The organism is Acidobacterium sp. FHG110202_01 (genome assembly GCF_059115305.1).
In genome coordinates this window covers 207,043-231,060 of sequence record NZ_JBZYWJ010000002.1, presented here as the reverse complement: position 1 = coordinate 231,060, position 24,018 = coordinate 207,043, and the positions used below count along the sequence as shown (strand labels likewise).

17 protein-coding genes are annotated in these 24,018 nt (G+C 54.8%); 5 read left to right on the top strand and 12 right to left on the bottom strand.

The features are described from left to right. Window positions 1-10 precede the first annotated feature (10 nt). Window positions 11-1,216 carry a hypothetical protein gene (locus tag AC5S16_RS04280; RefSeq protein ID WP_493928791.1) on the top strand — a complete coding sequence of 402 codons (1,206 nt, stop codon included), beginning with the start codon at window positions 11-13 and terminating at the stop codon, window positions 1,214-1,216. Between the two features lie 14 nt (window positions 1,217-1,230). Further along, window positions 1,231-1,935 (top strand): mechanosensitive ion channel family protein, encoded by a 705-nt coding sequence (locus AC5S16_RS04275; RefSeq protein WP_493928790.1) that lies wholly within the window; start codon window positions 1,231-1,233, stop codon window positions 1,933-1,935. Here AC5S16_RS04275 and AC5S16_RS04270 read toward each other — a convergent pair. Genes AC5S16_RS04270 through glpK form a run of 3 tightly spaced genes read right to left on the bottom strand, consistent with a single transcriptional unit; the run spans window position 1,932 to window position 5,751 of the window. Continuing rightward, the gene (locus AC5S16_RS04270; RefSeq protein ID WP_493928789.1) at window positions 1,932-2,660 is read right to left on the bottom strand and encodes an MIP/aquaporin family protein; all 729 of its coding nucleotides are present in this window, start codon (window positions 2,658-2,660) and stop codon (window positions 1,932-1,934) included. The two genes, AC5S16_RS04275 and AC5S16_RS04270, sit on opposite strands and share 4 nt — an antisense overlap. 29 nt (window positions 2,661-2,689) lie before the next feature. Further along, the gene (locus tag AC5S16_RS04265; protein ID WP_493928788.1) at window positions 2,690-4,255 is read right to left on the bottom strand and encodes a glycerol-3-phosphate dehydrogenase/oxidase; all 1,566 of its coding nucleotides are present in this window, start codon (window positions 4,253-4,255) and stop codon (window positions 2,690-2,692) included. Further along, the gene (gene glpK / locus AC5S16_RS04260) at window positions 4,252-5,751 is read right to left on the bottom strand and encodes a glycerol kinase GlpK (RefSeq protein WP_493928787.1); all 1,500 of its coding nucleotides are present in this window, start codon (window positions 5,749-5,751) and stop codon (window positions 4,252-4,254) included. Before glpK ends, AC5S16_RS04265 begins: the two co-directional genes overlap by 4 nt. 138 nt (window positions 5,752-5,889) lie before the next feature. Between glpK and ligD the strand changes: the two genes are divergently transcribed. From ligD to AC5S16_RS04245, 3 genes are all read left to right on the top strand, one after another. Beyond that, a complete protein-coding gene (ligD, locus tag AC5S16_RS04255; RefSeq protein ID WP_493928786.1) occupies window positions 5,890-8,580 on the top strand; it encodes a DNA ligase D in 2,691 nt (896 codons plus the stop codon). 15 nt (window positions 8,581-8,595) lie between these two features. Continuing rightward, window positions 8,596-9,831: an arsenic transporter gene (locus tag AC5S16_RS04250; protein WP_493928785.1), complete on the top strand. Its 1,236-nt coding sequence runs from the start codon at window positions 8,596-8,598 to the stop codon at window positions 9,829-9,831. Window positions 9,832-10,363: 532 nt separating this feature from the next. After that, window positions 10,364-11,128, top strand: coding sequence for a hypothetical protein (locus tag AC5S16_RS04245; protein ID WP_493928784.1), 765 nt, complete (start codon window positions 10,364-10,366; stop codon window positions 11,126-11,128). A gap of 182 nt (window positions 11,129-11,310) precedes the next feature. On the opposite strand, the gene AC5S16_RS04240 is transcribed toward AC5S16_RS04245, so the two are convergent. From AC5S16_RS04240 to AC5S16_RS04200, 9 genes are all read right to left on the bottom strand, one after another. Further along, a complete protein-coding gene (locus AC5S16_RS04240; RefSeq protein WP_493928783.1) occupies window positions 11,311-11,823 on the bottom strand; it encodes a hypothetical protein in 513 nt (170 codons plus the stop codon). 14 nt (window positions 11,824-11,837) lie between these two features. Continuing rightward, entirely contained in the window at window positions 11,838-12,383 is a 546-nt protein-coding gene (locus AC5S16_RS04235; RefSeq protein ID WP_493928782.1) for a hypothetical protein, read from the bottom strand. Next, window positions 12,364-12,885 carry an RNA polymerase sigma factor gene (locus tag AC5S16_RS04230; protein ID WP_493928781.1) on the bottom strand — a complete coding sequence of 174 codons (522 nt, stop codon included), beginning with the start codon at window positions 12,883-12,885 and terminating at the stop codon, window positions 12,364-12,366. Before AC5S16_RS04230 ends, AC5S16_RS04235 begins: the two co-directional genes overlap by 20 nt. Before the next feature lie 203 nt (window positions 12,886-13,088). Beyond that, window positions 13,089-13,793: a cytochrome c biogenesis protein gene (locus tag AC5S16_RS04225; RefSeq protein ID WP_493928780.1), complete on the bottom strand. Its 705-nt coding sequence runs from the start codon at window positions 13,791-13,793 to the stop codon at window positions 13,089-13,091. A 39-nt stretch (window positions 13,794-13,832) separates the two neighbouring features. After that, entirely contained in the window at window positions 13,833-14,390 is a 558-nt protein-coding gene (locus tag AC5S16_RS04220; RefSeq protein WP_493928779.1) for a carboxymuconolactone decarboxylase family protein, read from the bottom strand. Between the two features lie 250 nt (window positions 14,391-14,640). After that, window positions 14,641-16,158, bottom strand: coding sequence for an efflux transporter outer membrane subunit (locus AC5S16_RS04215; RefSeq protein ID WP_493928778.1), 1,518 nt, complete (start codon window positions 16,156-16,158; stop codon window positions 14,641-14,643). After that, complete coding sequence (locus AC5S16_RS04210) at window positions 16,155-19,262, bottom strand: efflux RND transporter permease subunit (RefSeq protein WP_493928777.1); 3,108 nt, start codon at window positions 19,260-19,262, stop codon at window positions 16,155-16,157. The genes AC5S16_RS04215 and AC5S16_RS04210 overlap by 4 nt, the downstream gene beginning before the upstream one ends. Continuing rightward, window positions 19,259-22,702, bottom strand: a complete 3,444-nt coding sequence (locus tag AC5S16_RS04205) for an efflux RND transporter permease subunit (RefSeq protein ID WP_493928776.1) — start codon at window positions 22,700-22,702, stop codon at window positions 19,259-19,261. The genes AC5S16_RS04210 and AC5S16_RS04205 overlap by 4 nt, the downstream gene beginning before the upstream one ends. Further along, a complete protein-coding gene (locus tag AC5S16_RS04200) occupies window positions 22,702-23,946 on the bottom strand; it encodes an efflux RND transporter periplasmic adaptor subunit (protein WP_493928775.1) in 1,245 nt (414 codons plus the stop codon). The genes AC5S16_RS04205 and AC5S16_RS04200 overlap by 1 nt, the downstream gene beginning before the upstream one ends. Between the last annotated feature and the right edge of the window lie 72 nt (window positions 23,947-24,018).

Here is a 24,018-nt window from a genome sequence, read left to right as displayed (position 1 = left end):
GGAACACAAAATGCAAGACAGCGAAGCAGCCGAGACTATAGTCAATACCAAACAAACCCGCCGTGTAAATGTCCTTGTGGGAGTGACCGGCTCTGTCGGGTTACCGGAACTGCAACAGCATGTACAGGGTCTTGAATCCGCGCTGGATGTAAATGTGGTGGTGGCTTATCCCGGGCCAGCAGAAGAACAGCCAAATACCATCTTGCGAAGCTATTCGCCACCGACATCTGATCCAGGAAGCCTACCGTGGACTGCAGCATCTGCTGCTCAGCGAATACTCTGTTCGCTCGCAGTCGAGATGCAGGCAGATGTATGCGTATTACTCCAAAGCGACCTGATGATGCTTCGTGCGGATCTGCTGCAAACATTCGTGCAGCCCATTATGGATAAGCGCTGCGATCTTATATTGCCGGTGTATCCGTCAGGAAAACTCGATGGCTTACTGAACCATGCTGTGCTTTCACCTGTTTCTCGTGCGCTTTACGGACTGCGTGTGAAATATCCTCTACCGCAGGATTTCAGCTGTTCTGCCGATATGTGTACCCTGATCGGCGAAGCGAAGCCCGCACTCGATGGAACTGCCGATGATCTGATATGGCCAGCGACAGTGGCGGCAGTGAACGAAAAGCGAGTCAGCCAGATAAACATTGACTCGAGTCATGCACGGCAGGCCGAAGGCGTTGAATTGAGAACGGCGCTGGCAAGCCTGGTGGGTTCGGTTTACAGCGAGATGGAAAGATATGCAGCTTTGTGGCAGCGCATGCGCAGCACACAGGCGACGGCCACCTCGGGTTCCGTTGTCAGGTCGGCAAGTGAGGAAGAAAGCGTCGATGTAAAGCCGCTGATCGAGTCATTCCTGCTTGCGGCACATAACCTGCAGGAAGTGTGGGGGACGGTTTTGCCGCCAGTCACATTGCTGGAACTGAAAAAACTGACACGGCTGGAGCCGACCGCATTTCGCATGCCGGACGAATTGTGGGTAAGAATCATTTACGATTTTGCTTTGGCGCACAGGTTGCGCACAATCAGCCGGAGTCATCTGCTGGGTGCTCTTACTCCGTTGTATCTCGGATGGGTGGCATCCTACGTACAGGAAGTTTCTGCCTTAACTCCCATGGCTGCAGAGGACCGTCTGGAGAAACTTGCGCGCGCCTATGAAGAGAACAAGCCTTATCTGTTGCGGCGATGGAGATGGCCGGACCGGTTCAATCCTTAAGAAGGAGATAAGTAATGTGGCAGCAAGTTGAACAGTCATTGCACGATTCCATGTGGCGGGTATTTACCAAGGTCGCCACACTGTTGCCGGGGATTCTCGCGTTCCTGCTCGCATTGCTGATTTTTCTGCTGATCGCGTGGATCGTGGCTACGATCGTCCGGAGTTTTCTGAAGGCGATCAAATTTGACGAGCGCACCATGACGTCTGCGAGCGCCTTGACAGAGCTTGCTCCGCGACAGACGCCAACTGTGCTCGCCACGCGCGTTGTCTTCTGGGCGTTTGTTGCGATCGGCGTGTTGGTTGGAGTTTCAGCATTTGAGGCTGCTTCGTCCGAATCAGGCATTTCTGCCTATGTGTTCGCCTACCTGCCGCGAGTGATGGGCGCCGCGGTGCTCCTGTTCTTTGGCACAGTGATTGGCCGGTTCCTTTCACGCAGTGTGCTGATTACTGCGGTCAATCTGAATCTGCAATATGCACGGCTGTTGGCCACTGGTGTGCGCTGGCTGGTATTTGTGCTGACGGCTGCGATGGTGCTCGATCATCTTTCGATCGGCGGAGAAATCGTCGATCTTGCTTTTGGCATTCTCTTCGGTGGAATTGTGCTGGCTCTTGCGCTGGCTGTCGGGCTTGGCTCACGCGATCTTGTGAGCCGCTCTCTTGAGCGCGAAGCAGCCCGTCCGAGCGAACCGCAGGTAGAAGAAAAACTTCATCACTTCTAGGCCCCGAGAGCACGAAGCAACCAGCCTGCGAGAACGCCTCCTGCACATGGTCCTAATATCGGGATGAGAGCGTAGCTCCAATCACTGTTCCCTTTGCCGGCAATAGGCAGAACAGTGTGCGCAACGCGAGGACCCAGGTCACGCGCAGGGTTGATGGCGTAGCCGGTGGTACCTCCAAGAGAAAGGCCGATTGACCACACAAGGCAGCCGATGAGATAGGGAGACAGTCCGGCTGCAGGACCCGTGGAAAGCACCAGCTTTGATGTCATTGCTCCAACGACAAACACCAGCACTGCAGTCCCAATCACCTCAGACAGAAAATTTGCCACCAGATTGCGAACTGCCGGAGCTGTGCAGAATGCAGCGCGCTTGGCTTCAACATCTTCCGTGAGTTTCCAATGCGGAAGATAATGCAGCCAGACCAGAGCGGCGCCGGTGAAAGCGCCCAGCAGCTGTGCGCTTACGTAAGGTAGAAATTTGCTGAAGCTTCCGGTTTCGACTGCCATGGCTAACGTAATAGCGGGATTCAGGTGCGCATCGCTGCTGCCGCAGAGCACGGCAACATAAACGCCGCAGAGCACGGCAAATGCCCAGCCGGTTGTAATCACCATCCAGCCGCTGTTCTCAGCCTTTGACCGCTTGAGCACAACACCAGCAACTACGCCGTTGCCAAGCAGAATCATCACCAGCGTGCCCATAAATTCACCGAAAAATGGCGCTCTCATTTTTTGCTTCTCACCTGATGTTGTGAATGTCATTGAAGGCTATATTGACGTGCAAGCGCCTGGAAGTCCGCGACCTGCTGTGCAATCCACGCATCGTCTTTCTGCATCTCCTGCGCCATGATTTGAGCAGCAGGAAGCGCCATTTCACCGGCCGCTTTTGCATTCAGGAACAATGCTCGGGTACGGCGCGCTAACACGTCTTCGAGAGTGCGTGCCATCTCCTGGCGCACGGCCCATACAGCTTCCGCACCAATGTAGGGAAGTTCCGGATGAAGCTGTGTGCCAAGGTGGGGATCGCGCGCAGCAATCTGCTGAATGGCTTCTGCATCAGAGCCGTAGACCCAGAGGCTGCCGAGGTCGTCGATGTGTTTTCTGTATCCATGAATCTTGAGAGTCCTGGTAACGCAGGGCTCTTCGCGCAGCCGTCCCAGTGTTATCGCATGATCGACGCAATCTTCGGCCATGTGGCGATACGTGGTCCACTTGCCGCCTGTAATTGTAAGCAGGCCGGAGTTGTCGACATGAATGGTGTGGTCACGTGAAAGTGCCGAAGTGTTTCCCGCTGCGCTAGTGGCTTTCACCAGCGGACGAATGCCGACGTATACGCTCAGCACGTCGCTGCGTTTCGGAGGACGGCTGAGGTATAGCGCTGCGGTGTCCAGGATGAATTTGATTTCTTCCTCGAGCGGACGCGGCTCGTAGGAGGGCTCTTCGATTGGCGTATCGGTTGTACCGACCAAAGTGTGTTCATGCCAGGGGATTGCGAACATCACACGGCCGTCGCTTGTGCGCGGAACCATGATGGCGGTGTCTCCTTCAAGAAAGGAGCGTTCGAAGACGAGATGAATGCCCTGACTTGGTTCCACCATGGACAGTACATCAGGATCGGCCATGTGTCTGACCTGGTCGGTGAAGATTCCCGTTGCATTGATGACGACCCGCGCTGGAATCGTATGCTGTTCGCTGCTTTCCTCATCACGCGCCGTAACACCGTTTACATAGCCTTCGCTGTCTTTGGTGATCCCAGTGACGGGCATGTAATTGACCAGCGCAGCTCCGTGATCGGCAGCTGTAGCGGCAAGATGTATCAACAAGCGTGAGTCATCAAATTGGCCATCGTAGTAAATCACCCCACCGCGCAGGCCCTCTTTCTGCAGAGTGGGAAGTTGCTCCAGTGTTTCTTCATAAGAAAGCAGGCGCGATTTACCAAAGCCAAATTTTCCAGCGAGCATGTCATACAGTTTCAAGCCGATGCCATAGAACGGTGCTTCCCACCAGGAATAGTTCGGCACGATAAAGGCGAGATCGCTGACAAGGTGCGGCGCATTCTGGCGCAACAGGCCGCGCTCTTTGAGTGCCTCCATGACGAGGGAGACATTACCTTGCTCCAGATAGCGGACGCCGCCGTGAACGAGTTTGGTGCTGCGGCTGGATGTTCCTTTGCCAAAGTCTTTCGCTTCGAGAAGCAGCACATCAAAGCCGCGCGTTGCAGCATCGACGGCGATTCCCACGCCGGTAGCTCCGCCACCAATGACAACAATGTCCCAGGGCGTAGCACGGCGCTTGATCTGTGCGATCATCTGTTCGCGAATCATGCTATTTCATCCTGTGTCCAGTGTTTGGAGCGCTCGACGGCATTATGCCAGCGTTGGCGCATGGCCTGAGCTTTTTTTCTGTCAAGCTTTGGCTCGAAGCGTGTGTCGTTTTTGCGATTCGACCAAATATGCTCTGTGCTCTCCCAGAATCCCACAGCGAGGCCGGCGAGATATGCCGCTCCGAGCGCAGTTGTTTCGGTAACCGCTGGTCGAAGGACCGGGATTCCGGAGACATCGGCCTGAAACTGCATGAGCAGGTCGTCAACGGCAGCGCCGCCATCAACACGAAATTCGGTGAAAGGATTGCTTGATTCGGAATTCATCGCATCCATCACGTCGGCAACCTGAAAGGCAATGCTTTCAAGCGCGGCGCGGGCGATGTGTCCATGTTGTGTGCTGCGGCGCAGTCCAATCAGAAGACCGCTGGCATGCGCGTCCCAGTGCGGCGCGCCGAGGCCGACAAACGCTGGCACGAACACGACGCCGTCTGAATCTTTTACGGTGGCAGCGAGCTCTTCTACGTCCGATGAGTTCTGGATGATTTTGAGATTGTCGCGCAGCCATTGCACTACGGCTCCACCAATAAAAATGCTGCCCTCGAAGGCATATTCGAGCTTACGGTTCAGGCTGCATATCAATGTTGTGATAAGGCGATTCTTCGAGGCCACAAATGTCTCGCCGATATTTTGCAGCAGGAAGCATCCTGTCCCATAGGTGTTCTTTGCATCGCCTGGGTTCAGACACAGCTGGCCAAAAAGCGCTGCTTGCTGATCGCCTGCAATTCCGGCGATCGGAATAGAGCCAAGACCAAGGGTCGTGGTCACCTCGCCAATCTTCTCGCTCGACCAGACGACCTCAGGCATCATCCGGCGCGGAATATTGAACAGCTTCAGCAGATCATCATCCCATTTGCCTTCGACAATATTGAAGAGCATGGTGCGCGAGGCGTTGGTGTAGTCGGTGACGTGCTTTGTGCCGCTGGTCAGGTTCCAGATCAGCCAGCTATCGACAGTGCCGAAGGCCAGCTTGCCAGCTTCTGCTTTTTCCCGCGCTCCGGGGACATTGTCGAGAAGCCATGCAATTTTGCTGGCGGAGAAATAGGGATCGATCAGCAGGCCGGTCTTGCTGCGGACCATTTCTTCTGCCCCATCATCAATAAGATGTTTGCATGCTGCGGCTGTGCGGCGGTCCTGCCAGACAATGGCATTGTGAATCGGCTTACTGGTTTCGCGGTCCCATACGATGACCGTCTCCCGCTGGTTCGTTATTCCAAGAGCGGTGACATCTCGCGGTCGCGCCCCTGCGTGCGCCAGCGCCTCAATCGCAGAACTGAGCTGTGAGGTCAGGATGTCAAAAGGATCATGCTCGACCCAGCCGCTGTTGGGATAAATCTGGCGAAATTCCTGCTGTGCCTGCGCGACAATTTCGCCGTTCTGGGCAAAGAGGATGGCGCGCGAACTGGTGGTTCCCTGGTCAAGAGAAAGAATATAGGGCATAGTTTGGCAAACCGGGGCCCCACGGAACGCGTTCTGTCCGCGTTCTGAGGGGAAAGATGAGTAGACAACGTTGGCAGGGTATGTGGCAAGCTGCCTTACAGATGAGATGATGAATCTATTCTTTAAGGGAGCGTATTCATGCCTCAGCGCAGAAAAAAGCAGCTCTCTCCTTCTGATGCCGTAGACGAGCAGCTGGCCCGTTATCGAGCCATGCGTGATTTCTCGATGACTGCCGAGCCGAGTGGAGGCGCTCAAAAAGCTGGTTCAGCCGAATTGCCTTTTGTGATTCAGAAGCACGCAGCCACGCGCTTGCATTACGATTTCCGGCTTGGTTGGTATGGCGTGCTAAAGAGCTGGGCTGTTGCCAAGGGGCCGAGCTACTACCCCGGAGACAAGCGGCTGGCCGTCGAGGTGGAAGATCATCCGATGGAGTATGGCGGCTTCGAAGGCACGATTCCCAAAGGCCAGTATGGCGGCGGAACGGTGATGATCTGGGACCAGGGGACATGGGAGCCGCAAGCCGGTACAGATGCGGAAGAGGGATTCAAGACCGGACGGCTGAAGTTTTTGCTTCATGGGCAGAAATTGAAAGGGAAGTGGACGCTGGTCCGTATGGGTGGCCGGGCGGCGCGCGAGTCCAAGCCAAACTGGCTGCTGATTAAAGAGCACGATGAATACGAAACCACAGCCAATGACACGCCGATTACGGAGAGCGCTCCTGACAGCGTGATTACAGGCCGCGATATAGAAGCCATTGCCGCGCAGGAAGATCATGTCTGGCATTCGAACAAGGAAGGGAAGAAGCAGCAGAATCGATCACGGTTGACGAGGACAAGAACGGAAGTCAAAGAAGTTCCCGACCGGGAGAGCGCATTGCACGATGCGCCCAAAGAAAAGATGCCGAAGTTCATTCCGCCGGAGCAGGCGACCCAGGTAGCTGCTCCGCCTGCGGGCGACGAGTGGCTGCATGAGCTGAAGCTTGACGGATATCGCATCCAGCTGCATATTGAGCAGCAGTCGACTGGCAAGCGCAAGGCAGTCATTTATACACGCAAGGGGTTGGACTGGACGCATAGGATGCCGAACATCGCTCAGGCGGCTGCGCAATTGCCGGTTAAGAGTGCCTTGATTGACGGGGAAGTGGTGGTAATGGATGAGTCCGGCAAGACAAGCTTTGCCGCGCTGCAGGCTGCTTTTGAAGAGGGCAAGCAGGCGCGTCTCTCGTATTTTGCGTTTGATCTGTTGCATCTCGATGGACATGATCTCCGCGGTTTAAAACTTGAACGACGCAAAGCAATCCTTGAAGGGTTGCTTGGAGAGCTGGATGACCATAGCGTTCTCCATTACAGCGAGCACATTCGTGGACGAGGAGATGAGACGTTCCGGAAGGCGTGCAAGCTCGGAGCTGAAGGCATTGTTTCCAAGCTCGCTGATGCAAAATACGGTTCCGGACGCGGCAGAAGCTGGGTGAAAGCGAAATGTGTTCATCAGCAGGAGTTCGTCATTGGCGGATTCACGCCGCCATCCGATGGCAGCTATGGAGTGGGGTCGCTGTTGCTCGGGTACTATCAGGGCGGGAGGCTGATCTATGCCGGGCGGACAGGGACTGGTTTCACGCAGACATCGCGGCGCATGCTCCGCAAAAAGCTTGACCAAATAAGACAATCGAAGCACTCTTTCAAAGAAGTTACGACCGAGGAAGGTAAAGACGCTATCTGGGTAAAGCCGGAGCTTGTAGCGGCAGTGCAATTCGCAACCTGGACCGGCGATCATCGTGTAAGGCAGGCTGCTTTCCTGGGATTAAGAGAAGACAAGCCTGCGGAAGAAGTGCGGCGTGAGGAGCCGGTAGCCATGCCAAAACCTCCCAGAAAAAGTGCGAGTTCGGAGAAACGTGTGCGGTCTTCCGCATCTGACGACCCGCCGGCCATTCCTGGTGTTCGTCTGACGCATCCTGACAAGGTGCTTGATCAGGACAGCGGCCTGACCAAGCAGCAGCTGGCCGAGTATTACTCTGCCATTGCAGAGTACCTGCTGCCGCACATCGAAGGGCGGCCTCTCAGCATTGTGCGTTGCCCGGAAGGCAGCGGTAAGCCCTGCTTCTTCCAGAAGCACACCAGTCCCGGTCTTCCCAAGGGAATCGAGAGCGTTGCTGTTCCTGAGAAGAAGGGCAGCGGCGTGGAGCAATATATTACGGTCCCGGGCAGGGAAGGGCTGGTTGGCCTGGCGCAGATGGGCGTTCTTGAGATCCATCCCTGGGGGTCCAGGAACGAGTCGCTCGAAACGCCGGATAGAATCATCTTCGATCTTGATCCTGATGAAGCGATCGAGTGGAAAGTTCTGGCCGAAAGTGCGCGTGAAGTGCGCGATGTATTGCAGGAACTGGGCCTGACATCTTTTGTGAAATCGACGGGCGGAAAAGGACTGCATGTTGTCGCTCCCATGACCCCGAAGCATGAATGGGACGACATCAAAGAGTTCACACATAATGTAGTCCTGGCGCTCGAAAGCTGGCGACCTGACCGCTATCTGACCAAGATGACCAAGTCGGCGCGCAAGGGGCGCATCTTTCTCGACTACCTGCGCAATGAGCGCGGATCCACCGCGGTTGCGCCCTATTCTCCGCGCGCTAGAAAGGGCGTGCGGGTTGCGATTCCGCTTCGGTGGGACGAAATCGGCAGCGGCAATCCGGTAGAAGTCACAGTTGTAAATTTTGGCGAATGGAAGAAGCGCCTTGCTCATGATCCATGGGCGGAGCTTGTGAAGTTGAACCAGCCTCTCACAGAAAAGGCGATGCGGGCTGCGGCTTCGCTTGCGTCGAAGGCTAAATAGAGGATTTCTATCTGAATGACCTTTCTTGCCTGGGGCATTTCCCTTGGCGGCATCGCACTGATGCTTATCCGCCCCAAGGGAATTTCCGAATACATCTGGATATGCGGTGCTGCTCTTCTGTTGATCGTCACAGGCCAGCTGCCGTTGAAGAATGCAGGACACGCTATTTATGAGGGGCTCGATGTTTATCTCTTTTTGACCGGAATGATGCTTCTGGCGGAGATGGCTCGTTATGAGGGTGTCTTCGACTGGGTTGCCGATGTTGCTGTCCATCATGCCAATGGCTCCGCTGCGCGATTGTTCCTGCTGATTTACCTGGCAGGAACAGTGGTGACGGTTCTACTGTCGAACGATGCAACTGCTGTTGTGCTGACTCCGGCCGTGCTTGCTGCTGTCCGGCGCGCTCGGGTTGAGCCACGGCCTTATCTGCTTACGTGCGCTTTTATTGCGAATGCCGCCAGCTTTGTGCTGCCGATTTCGAATCCGGCGAACCTCGTGATCTTTGGTCAGAAGCTGCCGTCGCTTGCGCCGTGGCTGCGGATGTTCCTGCTGCCGTCTATTGTGTCGGTTGTCGTTACATTTCTTTGCCTGCGCTTTCTGGAACGAAAGGATCTGGGCGGAACCGTCGAAGCGGTTGCACATCGTGTTGAGCTGACTCCCGGGGGACGGATCGCGCTGGCGGGAATTGCGATTGCCGCTGCCGTGCTGCTTACTGCCTCTGGACTGGGTATTCCTTTGGGCGCTCCTACCTGCGCTGTCGGATTCCTGGCGCTTGTTCTGCTGGCACTGCGGGACCGCAGTGCTCCAAAGACGATTGTGAAGGATGTTTCATGGAGCGTGCTGCCGCTGGTCGCCGGGCTATTCATAATTGTGGAGGGGCTCAATCGTGCAGGAATGCTGCGGCTTACTCTACGAGGTCTTGGCTGGCTGATGCATGCCCCTGACGGCTATGGGAAATTCATAACCGGCGGTGCGGTCGCGCTGCTTTCGAATGTTATGAATAACCTGCCGGTGGGGCTGGCGGGCGGAACGGCATTGCAGCAGATGCATAGCTCCGGTCTTCTCATGCATGCGGTGCTGATTGGCGTTGATCTTGGGCCGAATCTTTCCGTGACGGGTTCGCTGGCCACCATTCTCTGGCTGATTGCGCTGCGTCGGGAGAAAGCTGAGATCACGGCTATGGAGTTTCTGAAGATGGGGACGCTTGTTATGCCAGTGCCACTCCTTCTTAGTTTGCTGGTTCTGCGGTAGTACAGATGTTTACTGCGAACCTCCCACATTAGCTTCGCGAATGTGGGGCACCCAGGTCCCTCCCCCTGGTTTCTGTACGGGGATCGTTTATTTTCAGGAGATTACGGAAGAAACTTCAATACGGAGATGCTTTATTTTCAGCTGCTTAGCTTGTAGAGTTATCGTCGCCGCTTACGGGGATCGTTTATTTTCAATACCTTACGAAGGTAAACTTAAAGAGCATAAATTGTCGAGGATTGAAAAGTCTATTTCGTTTGAAAGGCAATCCCTCGGCGGCTAAAGCCGCACCGATTCATGTTACTTACGACACGACTAAAGTCGTACCCCTTCAAAACATCTGATTGAAAAACTGCTCTAGTTCCAGAATATCAAATTAAGTCATAATTCCCTGCAGGTATGTCTGTCTGGATAAATCTATTGAAATGTGACAATTAGATGGAAATTTGTTGCCTGAGAGGGCTTGACAAGAATTATGGGACGGCGAGAGCGACCGAGCGGCCTGATCCGTCATAATACTGTAGAGGGGTTCAGTATGCGTTGCCTTCTGACGGCTTCCTTGCTGATGGGATTGATTGTTGCCCAGGCGAGCGCGCAACGAGGGATCGCGATGGGCCATGCGGGTGGATTTTCCGCACCGCACGGATTCTCTGCGCCACGCATGAGTGGAGGTTCCGGTTTCCGCTCCGCTCCTGCTCCATCGTTTGCTCCGCGCAGTTTCAATTCACTGCCTCAATATCACTGGGGTATGCCTGCACGGCCTATTTCTACCCCACAGCGTAGTGTGCCTGACTGGCGGCGTGGTTATCGGCCGCCTTATCGATCTCCTTATCCTTATCGCTTTCGTCCACCCTATCGGCCTTATTTTTTTGCCAGCTCTACTTATCTGGTTCCGGGGCTGCTGAACTCGTACTGGGATTATCCGGACTACTACAACGCGAATGATGAATCATCTTCGGCAGCTGTACAGAACAACGGATATGACCAGCAGGCCCAGCCCGATTCCGGCAGCGAGGAGCAGCAACAGCAGCAGGGAGAATATGTGCCACCACCTCCGCCTGCTGTCTCGTCAGAGCCGTCGGCGCCGCTGGCACAGACGGCAGTGACACTGGTCTTTAAGGATGGACACTCTCAGCAGGTGCGCAACTACGCGATGACAGGATCGACACTTTATGTGCTGGACGATGCGGCTTCAGGTCGCAGGCCCGAGATTCCATTGAGCAGCATCAATGCGACCGCTACGGAAAAAGCCAACCAGGAATCGGGCGTCGATTTCAAGCTGCCTGCTGCGGTGAATTGAAGTTTCGAGAGCGTACCTCGGGGGCTGAAGCCCCTCAAGTTACGTTGGGTCATGCGCAGACTAAAGTCCGTGCCTACCAGTCCGCGCCCACCCTTGTTTCCTCCAACCGATGCAATACGCAAAGATTAGGTTTTTGCAGTTGAATCGATGGGTAGATTGGAGAGAACAGAAACCGAGAGTTTTTATTCGATCCGCGTTGCTGTCAATTCCATCTGGAGCTTGTCCTTGCTCTGAAGATCGTCAGAAGAAAAGATGACCGCAGGCTTTCCTACCGGAACCAGGACATCAGCACCCCATCTGTTTTGGCGAATAATCGGAGAACTTGTTCCGCTTGGTGTTTTGGGAATGCTGCTGACCTCTGCATTGACATTAAGAGATAGTTTTCCATTGATCTCCTTTGCATTTCGGCAGTCAATGCTCACGCCTATGTCCAGGTACTGGATATCCTTCTCGCTTGTATGAATTGGGACTTTATCGCCTGTTCGGATCTGCGCGAAGGTACCATTCACGACGACTGTTGTTGTGTATGTGCGACTATTCGTGACCTTCCCGTTTTCATCAACTTCCTGTACGGCAAACGATAGGCGATAGTGATGTCCTTGTGTTTCAACCGTCTTGTTTTCCTGTTGAGAGAACAAGCCTGTCGGTTTCGCAATCAAAAAGAGTGCAATGCAAAAAAGAACGATCTTGCGCATAGTGGCTCCTGTTGTCATGGCTGAATTTCCGGCTTGATAGGTTCAATCCGCAATTCCGAAATTGTTAAAGGCTTGTCTGATTCACTCTTTGTTTTGGCAACAGCCTGCTGCTGTGCTGCCGGCGTTTCGTTAAGGAATGCAGCAAGCAATTTCTCCTGGTCAGTCAAGGGCGTCGATGCAGGGAATTGATCGAGCTTCGGAGGCTTCCTGGCTTCGCTCCGTGCGGCTGTGCGGGCTTGTCTGAAACGTGCTGGCGCAGGCTGAACAGATATGGGCGAAGATGAGGATGGCAACACTGAAACTTGTGACGGCGTGAAAGAAGGGCCAAATGCTTTTCGAGGCGCGCGTTCAGGCTGCCACGGAACAATCACCGCCGCAATCATCAGTAGAAAAGCTGTCTCCAATGCAATGACCACAGGATGAAATAGCCAATGCCGCTTTCGCGGCAGCATCTCAACCGCTGCCATCACACGCACGGCAAGAACTCGCGGATGTCCCGCATGGCCGGGATCAGCATACGACGCCAGCGCCTGTTCAAAATCAGCTTCGTTTTGGGGCACAGTTTTTTCCCTCCATTGCCTGAATTTTTTCCTTCAGCAACTGTCGTGCGCGCTGCACACGTGTCCGCACCGTACCTTCGGGAATGCCCATGATCTGCGCGATTTCTACTGACGTCAGTTCCTGAATGGTGGACAGCGCCAGCGGCTGGCGCAGTTCTTCCGGCAGACCGTCGATCAGGCGGTGAATCCTGTTCTGCCAGTCGGAATCCATCGCTGCCTGTTCGGGATTGCGGGCCGTCGAAGGCAATTCGGACTCATCTTCTATTGGAGCTGCGTGCTTCGGCAGCCGGTCCACGGCCATGCGCCACGCCGTTCGCGCCAGAAAGGCCTGCTCGTCACGTGCCGCGGTCCATGCGCCGTTGCGAAACAACTTCAGAAAAACCTCCTGCACTACATCCTCAGCGTCATGGGAGTTGCGCAGCACGGCATAGGCCACGCGAAATACGAAGCGGGACTGGCGCTCGACGAACTCTGCGAATTCCGCCTCATTCGGCCGTGCCAAGCTGGCTCAACTCTCCTATTCACACGCAAAGACGGTGTGGGGGAGCCGACTGTTCAGATATTTTTTGATGTTGGTTTCTGTGGGAGGGACCGGTATCTATTCTTTTCCAGAGCGCCACTTGTAGACAATGAAGGCAAGATACCCCAGCTGGATCACCCAGGTAAGGGCATAGGCCAGCACCAGGTGGCGATGGAACATCGGACTCATGGAGTCACCTCCAGAGCGCGCAACGCTGCCTGTTCTTCTTTCAGCTGATCACGGTAAGCAATCGAATAACGGAAAGCCACCAGCAGGATCCCCCAGGCGAGCCATGCCGCAAGATTCCACCAGACCGCGGGCAGCATTCTGTGATCGACTCCTGCATTAGGACCGCCGAAGAAAACCGGGGCGGGATGCTGTGTCCGCCACCAGCGCGTGGACATGTAGACAATCGGCACATCGACGTAACCGAAGATAGCCATGACCGCAGCCAGAGTCCGCATTTGCGGGCCAGCGGCAAAACGCCGCAGCAGCAGGTACGCAACATATATAAGGTAGAGCACGGTGGTCGATGTGAGCCGCTCATCCCATGTCCACCAGATGCCCCACACCGGCCGCGCCCAGAGCGAGCCGGTGACCAATCCGACGGTGCAGAAGACGACGCCCATCTCCGCTGCCGAGACAGCGAGCGCATCCGCCTTCATGGCACGCTGCTGATTCTTGTTTCGATAGGCAAGGTAGGCCACTGATCCAATGAGATTCAGAGCGAAGAAAACTGCCATTCCAGCCCAGGAGCCGATGTGATAGAAGAAGATGCGAAAAATATCGCCCTGGTCGCGGTCAGGCGGAACGACAAACATGGCCACATAAAAAGCCTGAGCCAGCAGGCCAAGCGTGGCAATTACCCAAAGCCATCGGAACAGCTTCATTCTTCGTCCTTAAAGGGATAGCTACCAAACAGTGTACCGCTACTCGGCGCCTTCGCCCGGTTTCGTCGGCTCAATCTGCAAGGTATTGTTGAAGCGGTTGAAATAGTTGAAGAGCCCGATGGCAGCCATGATCTCGACAATCTCGCCCTCGTTGTAGTGCGAGCGCAGCTCGTCGAAAAGCTCGTCGGGCACGTGGTTCGAGTCGAGCGTCATCTGCTCGGCCAGCTGCAGCGCCACTTTTTCGGCAACAGTGAAGTCGCTGCGTACTTCAAAATCGGCGAGGTTGTCTATCTGCTCCTTCGACCAGCCGAGCTTTAGCGCGATTTGTGTATGAGAGCCGAGGCAGTATTCGCAGCGATTGATCTGCGAGGTGCGCACAATGACCAGCTCCTTGAGTTTCAATGGAACCGTGCCCGTGCTCAGGATGGCCTCGAAATGCGCAATCATCGTCTCGAAGATTTCAGGCCGGTGCGCCATGGTGCGGAACATGTTGGGCACATTGCCGCGCGTCCGCATATAGCGGTCATAGATGGCGGCAACGGGTTCGGGAACGTCCTTGCGAGTTCTGCGGGAAATGCGAGGCGCTGTCTTGAGCATGGATGCAGGCTCCTTAAAGAGATAAGACTAGCGGATTTTTGAAGGAAATTACCACAAAAGTCCCCACAATTGGGTGTTTTTGAGGTTTATCGCGTTATGTATCAGAGGCGTAAGTCCAAGAGACTGAACCAGTGCTCACGCAGCGCCATGGAGACGATCGTTGCGCGCGAAGTTCTCATCGCCATGACCCGACAAGCAGACTCCGGCCAGCATTTGCGGATTATTGTTGACTGGCTTTTTGAAGCAAAGATTAGCGTTTCGTGCTTACCTCCTTTTCCGAAGGTAGATCGGATGCATTCCAGCCGCCTCCAAGAGCAGCGATCAACTGTACTGCTGTGGTCATGCGGTTGGTCTCGAGCGTTACTGCAGTCTGCTGGCTGCTGAACACATTGTTCTGAGCCGTCAGCACGTTGAGATAGGTGTCGACGCCTGTTTTGTATCGAGTCATGGCAAGTTTCTCGTACCTCTGTGCTGATTGGATTGCCAGTTGTTGCTTCTGTTCCTGTTCAGCCAATTGGCGACTGGCTACGAGGTAGTCTTCTACTTCCTTGAAGGCATTGAGCACGGTCTGCCTGTATGCTGCCACATCCGCGGCGTATTGTGCCTTGTACTGCCGAACGGTGGCCCGCCGGGCACCGAAGTCGAGCACTGTTTCTGTTGCGCTTGCTCCGAAAGACCAAAAGCCAGCTGAAATATTCAGGAGCTTCGTAATATCGGAGCTTTGCGTTCCGCCGCTCGCGCTGATCGAGATATCCGGGTAGTATGCTGCCTTGCCTACGCCGATCAGAGCATTTGCTTCCGACATAGTTCTCTCTGCCGCGGCGATATCAGGACGGCGCTCAAGGAGTTGAGAGGGTACACCTGCTGGAACATAAGGAGGCCGGGCATCAAGCGGACGCACAGGTACGGAAAAATTGCCTGCAGCCTGCCCGACCAGCAGTGCAATTGCATGCTCATACTGAGCGCGTGTAGTAGCTACCGAGGATGCGTTTGCTTCCGCTGTTCGCAGATTCGTTTCAGCCTGAGCCACGTCCTGCTCGGAATCAACTCCTGTTCGGTAGAGTGTTTGTGTTAAGTGCAGTGATTCGCGGTAAGCCTGGATGGTTTTGCTGTATAGCTCCTGTAAATTGTCCTGACCTCTGAGTTCGAAATAGTATTGCGCGAGGCTCGCCTGCTCGCTCAGAGTCTCGTTCGCGAGGTTTGCATTACTTACCTGCGCTGCATTGGCCTGTTCCCGAATCGTATTTCTGATCTTTCCAAAGAGATCCGGCTCCCAGGAGGCGCTGACTGGAAGCGAATAGCTTTGATTGGAGCTACTGACGAGGGTGCCGGATGAAGTAGAGCCGGTTGCGCTGCTCGCGCTTCCTGTTCCTTGAGCGCTAAGACTGGGCGCAAATGAGATGGTCGGAAAGAGGGAAGCGCGCGCATTGTGAACGACGGCAATGGCGGCCATGTAGTTTTGAAAATACTGCTTGATGTTCTGGTTGTTGATGTTCAGCTGCTCTTCAAGAGCATTCAGTTCGGGGTCTCCGAATATCTCCCACCATTTGCCGCGCAGCATCGTGTCCTGAGGATTTGCCTGGCGCCAGCCATTTGACTGAGCTTCGGGACTCCCCGGCTGATTTTCCTTATAGGTGACAGGCGGAGCGTCAGGTATATTCGGACGCACATATTTAGGTCCGACGCGGCAGCCGACAAAGGAGACGTAGGCGAGAAAAACAACCAGCGTGACCACGCTTGTGTGTAATGTCGTGTGACGATGTTTCATAGTGCCTCCTGCGGACGGCCGGGATAGATGTGCTTTGATCCGCGATGTTTCATGCGAAGGCGCAGACGATCCAGCATGAGATAAACGACCGGTGTGGTGTAAAGAGTAAGGACCTGGCTGACGATAAGGCCGCCCATGATCGTGAGACCGAGAGGCCTTCGGAATTCGGAGCCGATCCCTGTGCCGAAGGCGAGAGGGACCGCACCGAAGAACGCTGCCATCGTGGTCATCAGGATTGGACGAAAACGAAGGATGCAGGCTTGGAAGATCGCATCTTCCGTCGGCAGATTCTGCTCGCGCTCTAATTGGAGAGCGAAGTCGATCATCATGATGGCGTTCTTTTTGACGATGCCGATCAGAAGGATGATGCCGATCAGCGAGATGACATCGAGTTCCGCGTTGAAGAGAACCAGCGTGATTACAGCCCCTAATGAGGCCGAAGGCAGCGTCGTCAGGATGGTAACCGGGTGCACGAAACTTTCATAGAGAATGCCGAGCACGATATAGACCGCGAAGATGGCGGTCCCAATCAGGATGGGCTCCGACCCGAGCGAAGACTGATACAGCTGTGCTGTCCCGGAGAACGCTCCGTGCACGCTCTTTGGGATGTGCAACTGCTCTTCTAATTTATGTACCTGAGCCGTCGTCTGTTCGAGGGATGTGCCTGGAGAAAGATTGAAGGAGATGGTTGAAGAAGGGTAGAGACCGGTGTGATTTACAGACAAGGGCCCCGTCAGCGGTCGGTAGGCGCTGATGGCGCTGAGCGGCACCGATCCATCCGATGTCTGCACATAGGTATTTCGAAGGGTTTCCGGCGCCTGTGTGAACTGCGATTGCGCCTCCAGGACCACATGGTACTGGTTCAGAGGTTTATAGATGGTTGATGCCTGCGCTTGCGAGAACGAGTAGTTCAGGACATTGTTGATATCTGACGCCATGATCCCGAGACGTGCCGCTGTGAGACGGTCATATGTGAGATAAGCTTCAAGACCCCCAGTTTGCAGATCTGAATTCACGTCCGCGACAATATTGAGTTTTTTCATTTCCCGCGTGAGCAGTGGAACGTACTTCTTCAAGTCAGCTGTGGAGTCCGCCTGCAGCGTGTATTGATATTGAGCATTTGATTGCCGCCCGCCTAACATGATCTCTTGTCCGGCCATCAAGAAAGTCTGGGCCTCTTTAATGCTCATCAATTTTGGACGAAGCCGATTCAATACATCTGTTGCGCTGATTTTTCGCTGCTTCAGCGGTTTGAGCACGATGAACATAAAGGCATTATTGGAGGTCCCCAGCCCGCCTCCGGTAAAACCGACCACGTTCTGGACTGCCGGATCGGAGCGGATGATTGCAACCGCTTTCTGTACCGAGGCGTCCATCATTGCGAACGAAGCATCCTGCGCTCCCTGCACACCGCCCATGAGCAGACCTGTATCCTGCTGGGGAAAGAGTCCCTTTGGAACACGCAGCAGGTAAACGGCATTCAACGCAATCGTGAACAAGAACACCAGCAGAACCAAACCAGCGTGATCGCGGATAACCCAGCGCAGGCTCCTTTCATAGAGCCTCAGCAGACGGTTGAACCAGCCTTCTACCATTCGGTAAAGACGGCCATGCTCGTCTTCGCTCCGCAGTTTCAGCAGGCGCGAGCAAAGCATGGGCGTTGTCGTGAGGGAAAGCACCATCGAAATGAGAATCGCGACAGAAAGCGTGACAGCAAACTCGCGGAAGAGCCGCCCGATGATTCCACCCATCATCAGGATGGGTATAAATACGGCGACCAGAGAGACAGTGATCGAGAGCACGGTGAAGCCAATTTCCTGCGCACCCTTGTATGCCGCTTCAAGGGGATCCATCCCATGCTCGATGTAACGCATGATATTTTCCATCACCACTATGGCATCGTCGATTACAAAGCCGGTAGAAATCGTCAGCGCCATCAAGCTCAGGTTGTCGAGCGAATAGTGAAGCAGGTACATTGCGCCGAATGTACCGATAAGCGAGATCGGCACTGCGATCCCCGGGATGATGGTGGACCTCCAGTCCCTCAGGAAGACAAAGACTACGATGATCACCAGAACAATAGAGAGGAGGAGCGTGAGCTCGGTATCGTGCAGGGACGCCCGGATCGTCGTTGTCGAGTCCATAATCTGCGTAATGATCTGGCCCGCAGGGATGGCAGCTCGAAGGGCAGGCAACTGAGCTTTGATTCGATCGACGGTTTCGATAATGTTCGCGCCCGGCTGCTTGAAGATAATCAAGTCCACTGACTTGCGTCCGTTTACATAACCGCTCGACCTGAGGTTTTCCGTCGAGTCCACAACATCGGCAATATCGCCAAGCTTGATCGCGGCGCCATTCTTCACGCTCACAATCAAAGGCTTGTAGTCGGCGGCTTTTGAGAGCTGGTCGTTGACCATGATGTAGCTGGTCGTCTGTCCGTCAGCCACTCTGCCGGTAGGCGTATGTGCATTTTGATTTTTGAGAAATGTAGCGACATCGGAAAGACTGAGCCCGTAATGCTCCAGCTGGAGCGGATTGATCTCCACGCGAACGGCGGGCAGAGTTGAGCCGCCAATCGTGATCTGTCCAACGCCCTGAATCTGCGAAATCTTCTGTTGAACGACCGTTGATGCGGAATCATAAAGAGCGCCAACCGGATAAGTGTCGGATTCAATTCCGAGAATGGCGATTGGAGAATCTGCGGAATTGACCTTCCGGTATGTTGGATTGGCAGGAAGGTTTGTCGGCAGGTACGTCCGTGCGGCATTGATGGCTGCCTGTACATCGCGCGCGGCAGCGTTGATATTGCGATTCAAATCGAATTGAAGAGAGATACTTGTATTGCCAGTAGAGCTCTGGGAGGTCATTTCCGTAATTCCCGCGATGTGGCCGAATTGCCGCTCCAGCGGCGTTGCGACAGAGGCGGCCATGACATCGGGACTTGCACCCGGCAAGCTGGCGTTGACGCTGATCGTCGGTGAATCCACTTGTGGAAGCGGCGAAACCGGCAAAACATGGAAAGCCAGGATTCCAGCCAGAGCGACTGCTGCGGTCAGCAGGGTTGTAGCGATGGGCCTGCGAATGGCGGGCGCGGCAAGGTTCACGCTTCACCGCCTAATGGAAGATCAAGCTGTGTAGCTGCTTCTGTTGTTTTGCGACGCAGCAACCGCCGGCCAATGCGGTCAAACCAGAGATAGATTACAGGCGTGGTGTAAAGGGTAAGCGCCTGGCTCAACAACAAACCACCGACCATCGCGATGCCAAGAGGCCGGCGAAGCTCTGCCCCAATACCGTGCCCTAAAGCGAGCGGCAGGCCGCCAAACAGAGCAGCGAGAGTTGTCATCATGATCGGACGAAAGCGCAGAAGACTCGCGTTGTAGATCGCTTCTTCGGGTGTTTTACCCTCTAACCGTTCTGCCTGAAGAGCGAAGTCCACCATCATGATGCCGTTCTTCTTCACAATGCCGATCAGAAGTACGATTCCAATGATGCCGACGATGCCGAGGTCCTGTTTGAACAGCATCAGAGCAAGCAATGCGCCGACACCAGCAGAAGGAAGCGTCGACAGGATAGTCAGTGGGTGAATAAAGCTTTCGTAGAGAACCCCGAGAACGATGTATACCGTCACAAGCGCTGCAAGAACCAGCAGGCCTTCATTCGTGAGAGAGTTCTCATAGCTTGCCGCCGTGCCTTGGAATTTTGCCTGAACATTGATCGGCAGCTTAAGGCTCTGTATTGTCCCGTTGATGGCATCCACTGCCTGGCTCAGATGAACTCCGGGAGCCAGATTGAAAGAGACCGTAATAACGGGAAATTGCGATTGCCGGTTGATCGTAAGAGGCGTCAGTCCTTTCTTCATGACGGCGAATGCCGCGAGAGGTATCGGATTGCGGGAAATCGTATTACTGCTGCCGCTACCGCTACCTCCGCCGCTTGTCGCACTGCTTCCGTTGCTGCTCGAAGAGTTGTTCTGGGCGGAGGTACTGCCGCTCGTAGCTGAGGTCTGAAGTACAGTGTTGTTTGAGCTTGTACTGCTGATGGCTCCAGTCTGGGACGAACTGCTCAGCTGAGTACTGGAAGAGGTCATAGCCAGGGTGGAGCTGTTAGACGTGGTAGCGCTGACTCCACTGGTGCTGCTGGCAGTCAGTTGTGAACTCGATGTGCTGCTGCCCGATGAACCGGCTCCGCCACTGCTGTTGGTGGAGCTGGTACTGGACGATCCTTGCAGGTAGATGTCTTCCAGGTTTTCAGGCTTCCACTGGAAATGAGGGTCTACCTCCAGAATTACGTGATACTGATTGGTCTGGGTATAAAGAGTGCTGACCTGTCGTTGACCGAATGCGTCGTAGAGCGTGTCGTCAAGCGTCTGTGGGGTGACGCCCAGGCGGGAAGCTGTGACGCGGTCAATGTCGAGTGAAACTGCATTTCCATTTGGAACTTCATCGGTGGCTACATCCTGTAATTGAGAAAGGGCGCGTAGCCTGGCAACGATCTTTTCCGTCCATGCTTTCAGTTCCGCACTGTCGGGATCTTCAATGGTGTACTGATACTGCGTCCTGCTGACACGATCTTCTACGGTCAGATCCTGCACCGGCTGCAGATATGTCTGTATTCCGATGATGCGGTTCAATTTCGGGCGAAGCCGTTGGATCACCTCGCTCGCTGTTACCTTACGCGTTGCGAGCGGCTTCAGATTGATCTGCATCCGTCCTGTATTCATGGTGGGATTGGAAGCATCGACTCCAATGAATGAGGACAGAGATTCAACCGCCGGGTCTTCCAAAAGAACGCGAGCGACCCTTTGCTGGCGGTCACTCATTGCCTGGAAACTGGTCGCTTCAGGAGCCTGAGTGATGGCCTGCAGAATGCCCGTATCCTGTATGGGGAAAAATCCTTTAGGAATGAAGTAGTACAGTAGTCCGGCCCCAAGAATCATCAAAAACGCTATCGCCAGCACCGTGCGCTGGCGTGCGAGTACCCACTGCAGGGTGCGGCCATAAAATCTGATCACAAGCTCAAATATGTGCTCAGACCATTTGTAGAAACGGCTTTCTTCCTGAGGTGGAATGTGTTTCAACAGCCGCGAGCACATCATCGGCGTCAGCGTGAGCGAAACCACAGCTGAAATCACAATCGTTACCGCCAGCGTGACCGCAAACTCGCGGAAAAGGCGTCCGGTGATGTCGCCCATGAATAAGAGAGGGATGAGCACGGCGATGAGCGAAAATGTGAGGGAGAGAATGGTGAAACCAATCTCCTCAGCTCCTTTGAGAGCCGCCTCCAGGGGCTTCATGCCTTGTTCGAGATACCGGCTGATGTTCTCGATCATGACGATTGCGTCATCCACTACGAAACCGGTGGAGATGGTGAGCGCCATCAGCGTAAGGTTGTTGAGACTGTAGCCGAGCGCATACATCACGGCAAAGGTGCCGATCAGCGATAAGGGAACCGCCACTGTGGGGATAATGGTTGCGCGCCATGAGCGCAGGAACAGGAAGATCACTGCCACAACGAGGAAGATGGTCAGCATCAACTCGTATTCAACATCCTCGACAGAAGCGCGCACTGTAACGGTGCGATCTGTCAGGGTGTGGACCTCTACAGACGCAGGCAGGCCTGCCTGCAGTTGTGGAAGGAGGGCTTTAACGGAATCGACAACCTTGATTGTGTTTGCATTCGACTGACGCTGGATATTTATAATGACCGCCGGTGTGGTGTTCATCCAGGCAGCAAGGTTTGCGTTCTCGACCCCATTTGTGATGCTCGCGACCTCAGGCAGCATAATGGGCGAGCCGTTCCGGTATGCAACGACTACCTGCTTGTACTGGTCGGCAGATGTCAGCTGGTCGTTGGCATCGAGCGTGTATGCCTGTTGCGGTCCATTCAGGGTCCCTTTTGCCGTATTGACGCTCGTGCCGGTAATGGCGGTGCGAAGGTCTTCAAGCGTCAGGCCATACGAGGAAAGCGCAGTGGGATTGGCCTGGATGCGGACTGCGGGTTTCTGTCCGCCCTGAATCGTGACCAGACCGACACCGCTCAGCTGGGAGATCTTGGGGGCCAGACGCGTATCCGCGAGATCCTGCACCTGGCTTAACGTCATGGACTTCGATGTAAGTGCGAGGGTGAGAACAGGTGCGTCAGCGGGGTTGGTCTTGCTGTATGTCGGAGGAATCGGGAGATCGCTTGGCAGGTACGACGTGGCGGCATTGATGGCCGCCTGCACCTCTTGTTCTGCCACGTCGATGTCTTCGCTCAGATCAAACTGCAGAACGATCACCGAGGCTCCGCCCGACGAGGTCGAGGTCATCTGCGATAACCCCTGCATCTGCCCAAACTGTTTCTCGAGCGGGCCGGTGACGGTAGAGCTCATCACTTCCGGGCTTGCGCCTGGGTAGAGAGTCTGCACTTGAATCGTGGGGTAATTCACCTCTGGCAAAGCAGAGATCGGTAACTGAAGATACGCCACAACTCCAACGAGAAGGATCGCGATCATCAGCAGGATTGTGGCAACTGGCCGGATAATGAATGGCCGGGAAATCGTCATCAGGCAGGCCCCATCATGCTTGGTTGGCCCGTGCCAACAGTTACCTTCGCGCCATCGGTAAGGCGGTCGAAGTTGCTCGTGACTACTGTCTCACCCACATCCAGGCCCTCGACGGCGGACTGACCCCCTTCTGTATTCAGGACTGTTACATTTTGCAGCGCTACTGTGGAATCGGCCTTTACGACATACACGAAACCCTGCTGCCCGTTGTACTGGACAGCTGCTGTGGGAATCAGCTTCGCGTTTTCGAGAGTGTCCACCTCGAGACGCGCATTCACGAACTGATTGGGAAAGAGCGCGCCGGAGGAGTTATTAAACGACGCCCGCAGCCGGACAGTTCCTGTGGTCGTGTCAACCTGGTTATCCAGCGTCAACAGCTTTCCCGTTGCAAGCTTCGTAGTCTGAGAACGGTCGTATAGCACAACTGCTAATCCGCCGCGACTCGATTTGACCTTCTGCTCTATCTTTGCCAAATGATCTTCTGCAACAGAGAAGACAGCTGTAATGGGGTCCAGTTGGGTGATCGTCGCGATGGTTGTTGAGCTTCCGGAGAAGATCGTGTTGCCTGAATCGACGAGGCGGAGGCCAATCCTTCCGGAGATCGGCGCAATGATGTGGCAATAGCCCAACTGCACCTGGTAATACTTCACCTGTCCTTCATCGTTGGTGACTGTACCCTCATATTGTTTGACTGTCGCAGCCTGATCGAAAACTGTCTGCTCGGCAATAGCGTGGTCCTTCAAAGCTTCCTGATAGCGCTGAAGATTGATGCGCGCCTGTTCAAGAGTGGCGCGATCGCGCGTCAGGCTTCCTTGCGCCTGCTGTAATTGCGCTTCAGTAGGGCTTGGGTCGATTTCCACCAGGACCTGCCCTTGATGAACCATCTGCCCTTCGCGGTAATTCACGGAGAGGACACGTCCACTCACCTGGCTATACACGTTCACTGTCGCCAATGGCGTTACGGTTCCAAGCGCATCGAGGTAAATATTCATCTGGCCCGTCTGGACCTTGGCGCCCGTTACGGGAGTCCCGGCATTTGCGCGGGCAGAGCCCATTGGCCCACCCGGAGGCATTCCCGGCGGCCCACCTGGCCCCATTCCAGCAGGCGGCATGGCCCGGTGGAGCAGTGGAAGCAGGAGAACTCCGCATACCAGCAAGACCAGGAGCCAGGCAAGCCAACGTCTCTTGCGTCGGGTCGGTTGATTTGATTCTTCGATGGGGGCAGGTTTCGTTGCTTGTTGCATCGGCCTCTCTGAAGGAGCATCTTTCTTTACTAGGAGACTTCAGAGAACCGCTCACGCACGTAACAAAGGGTC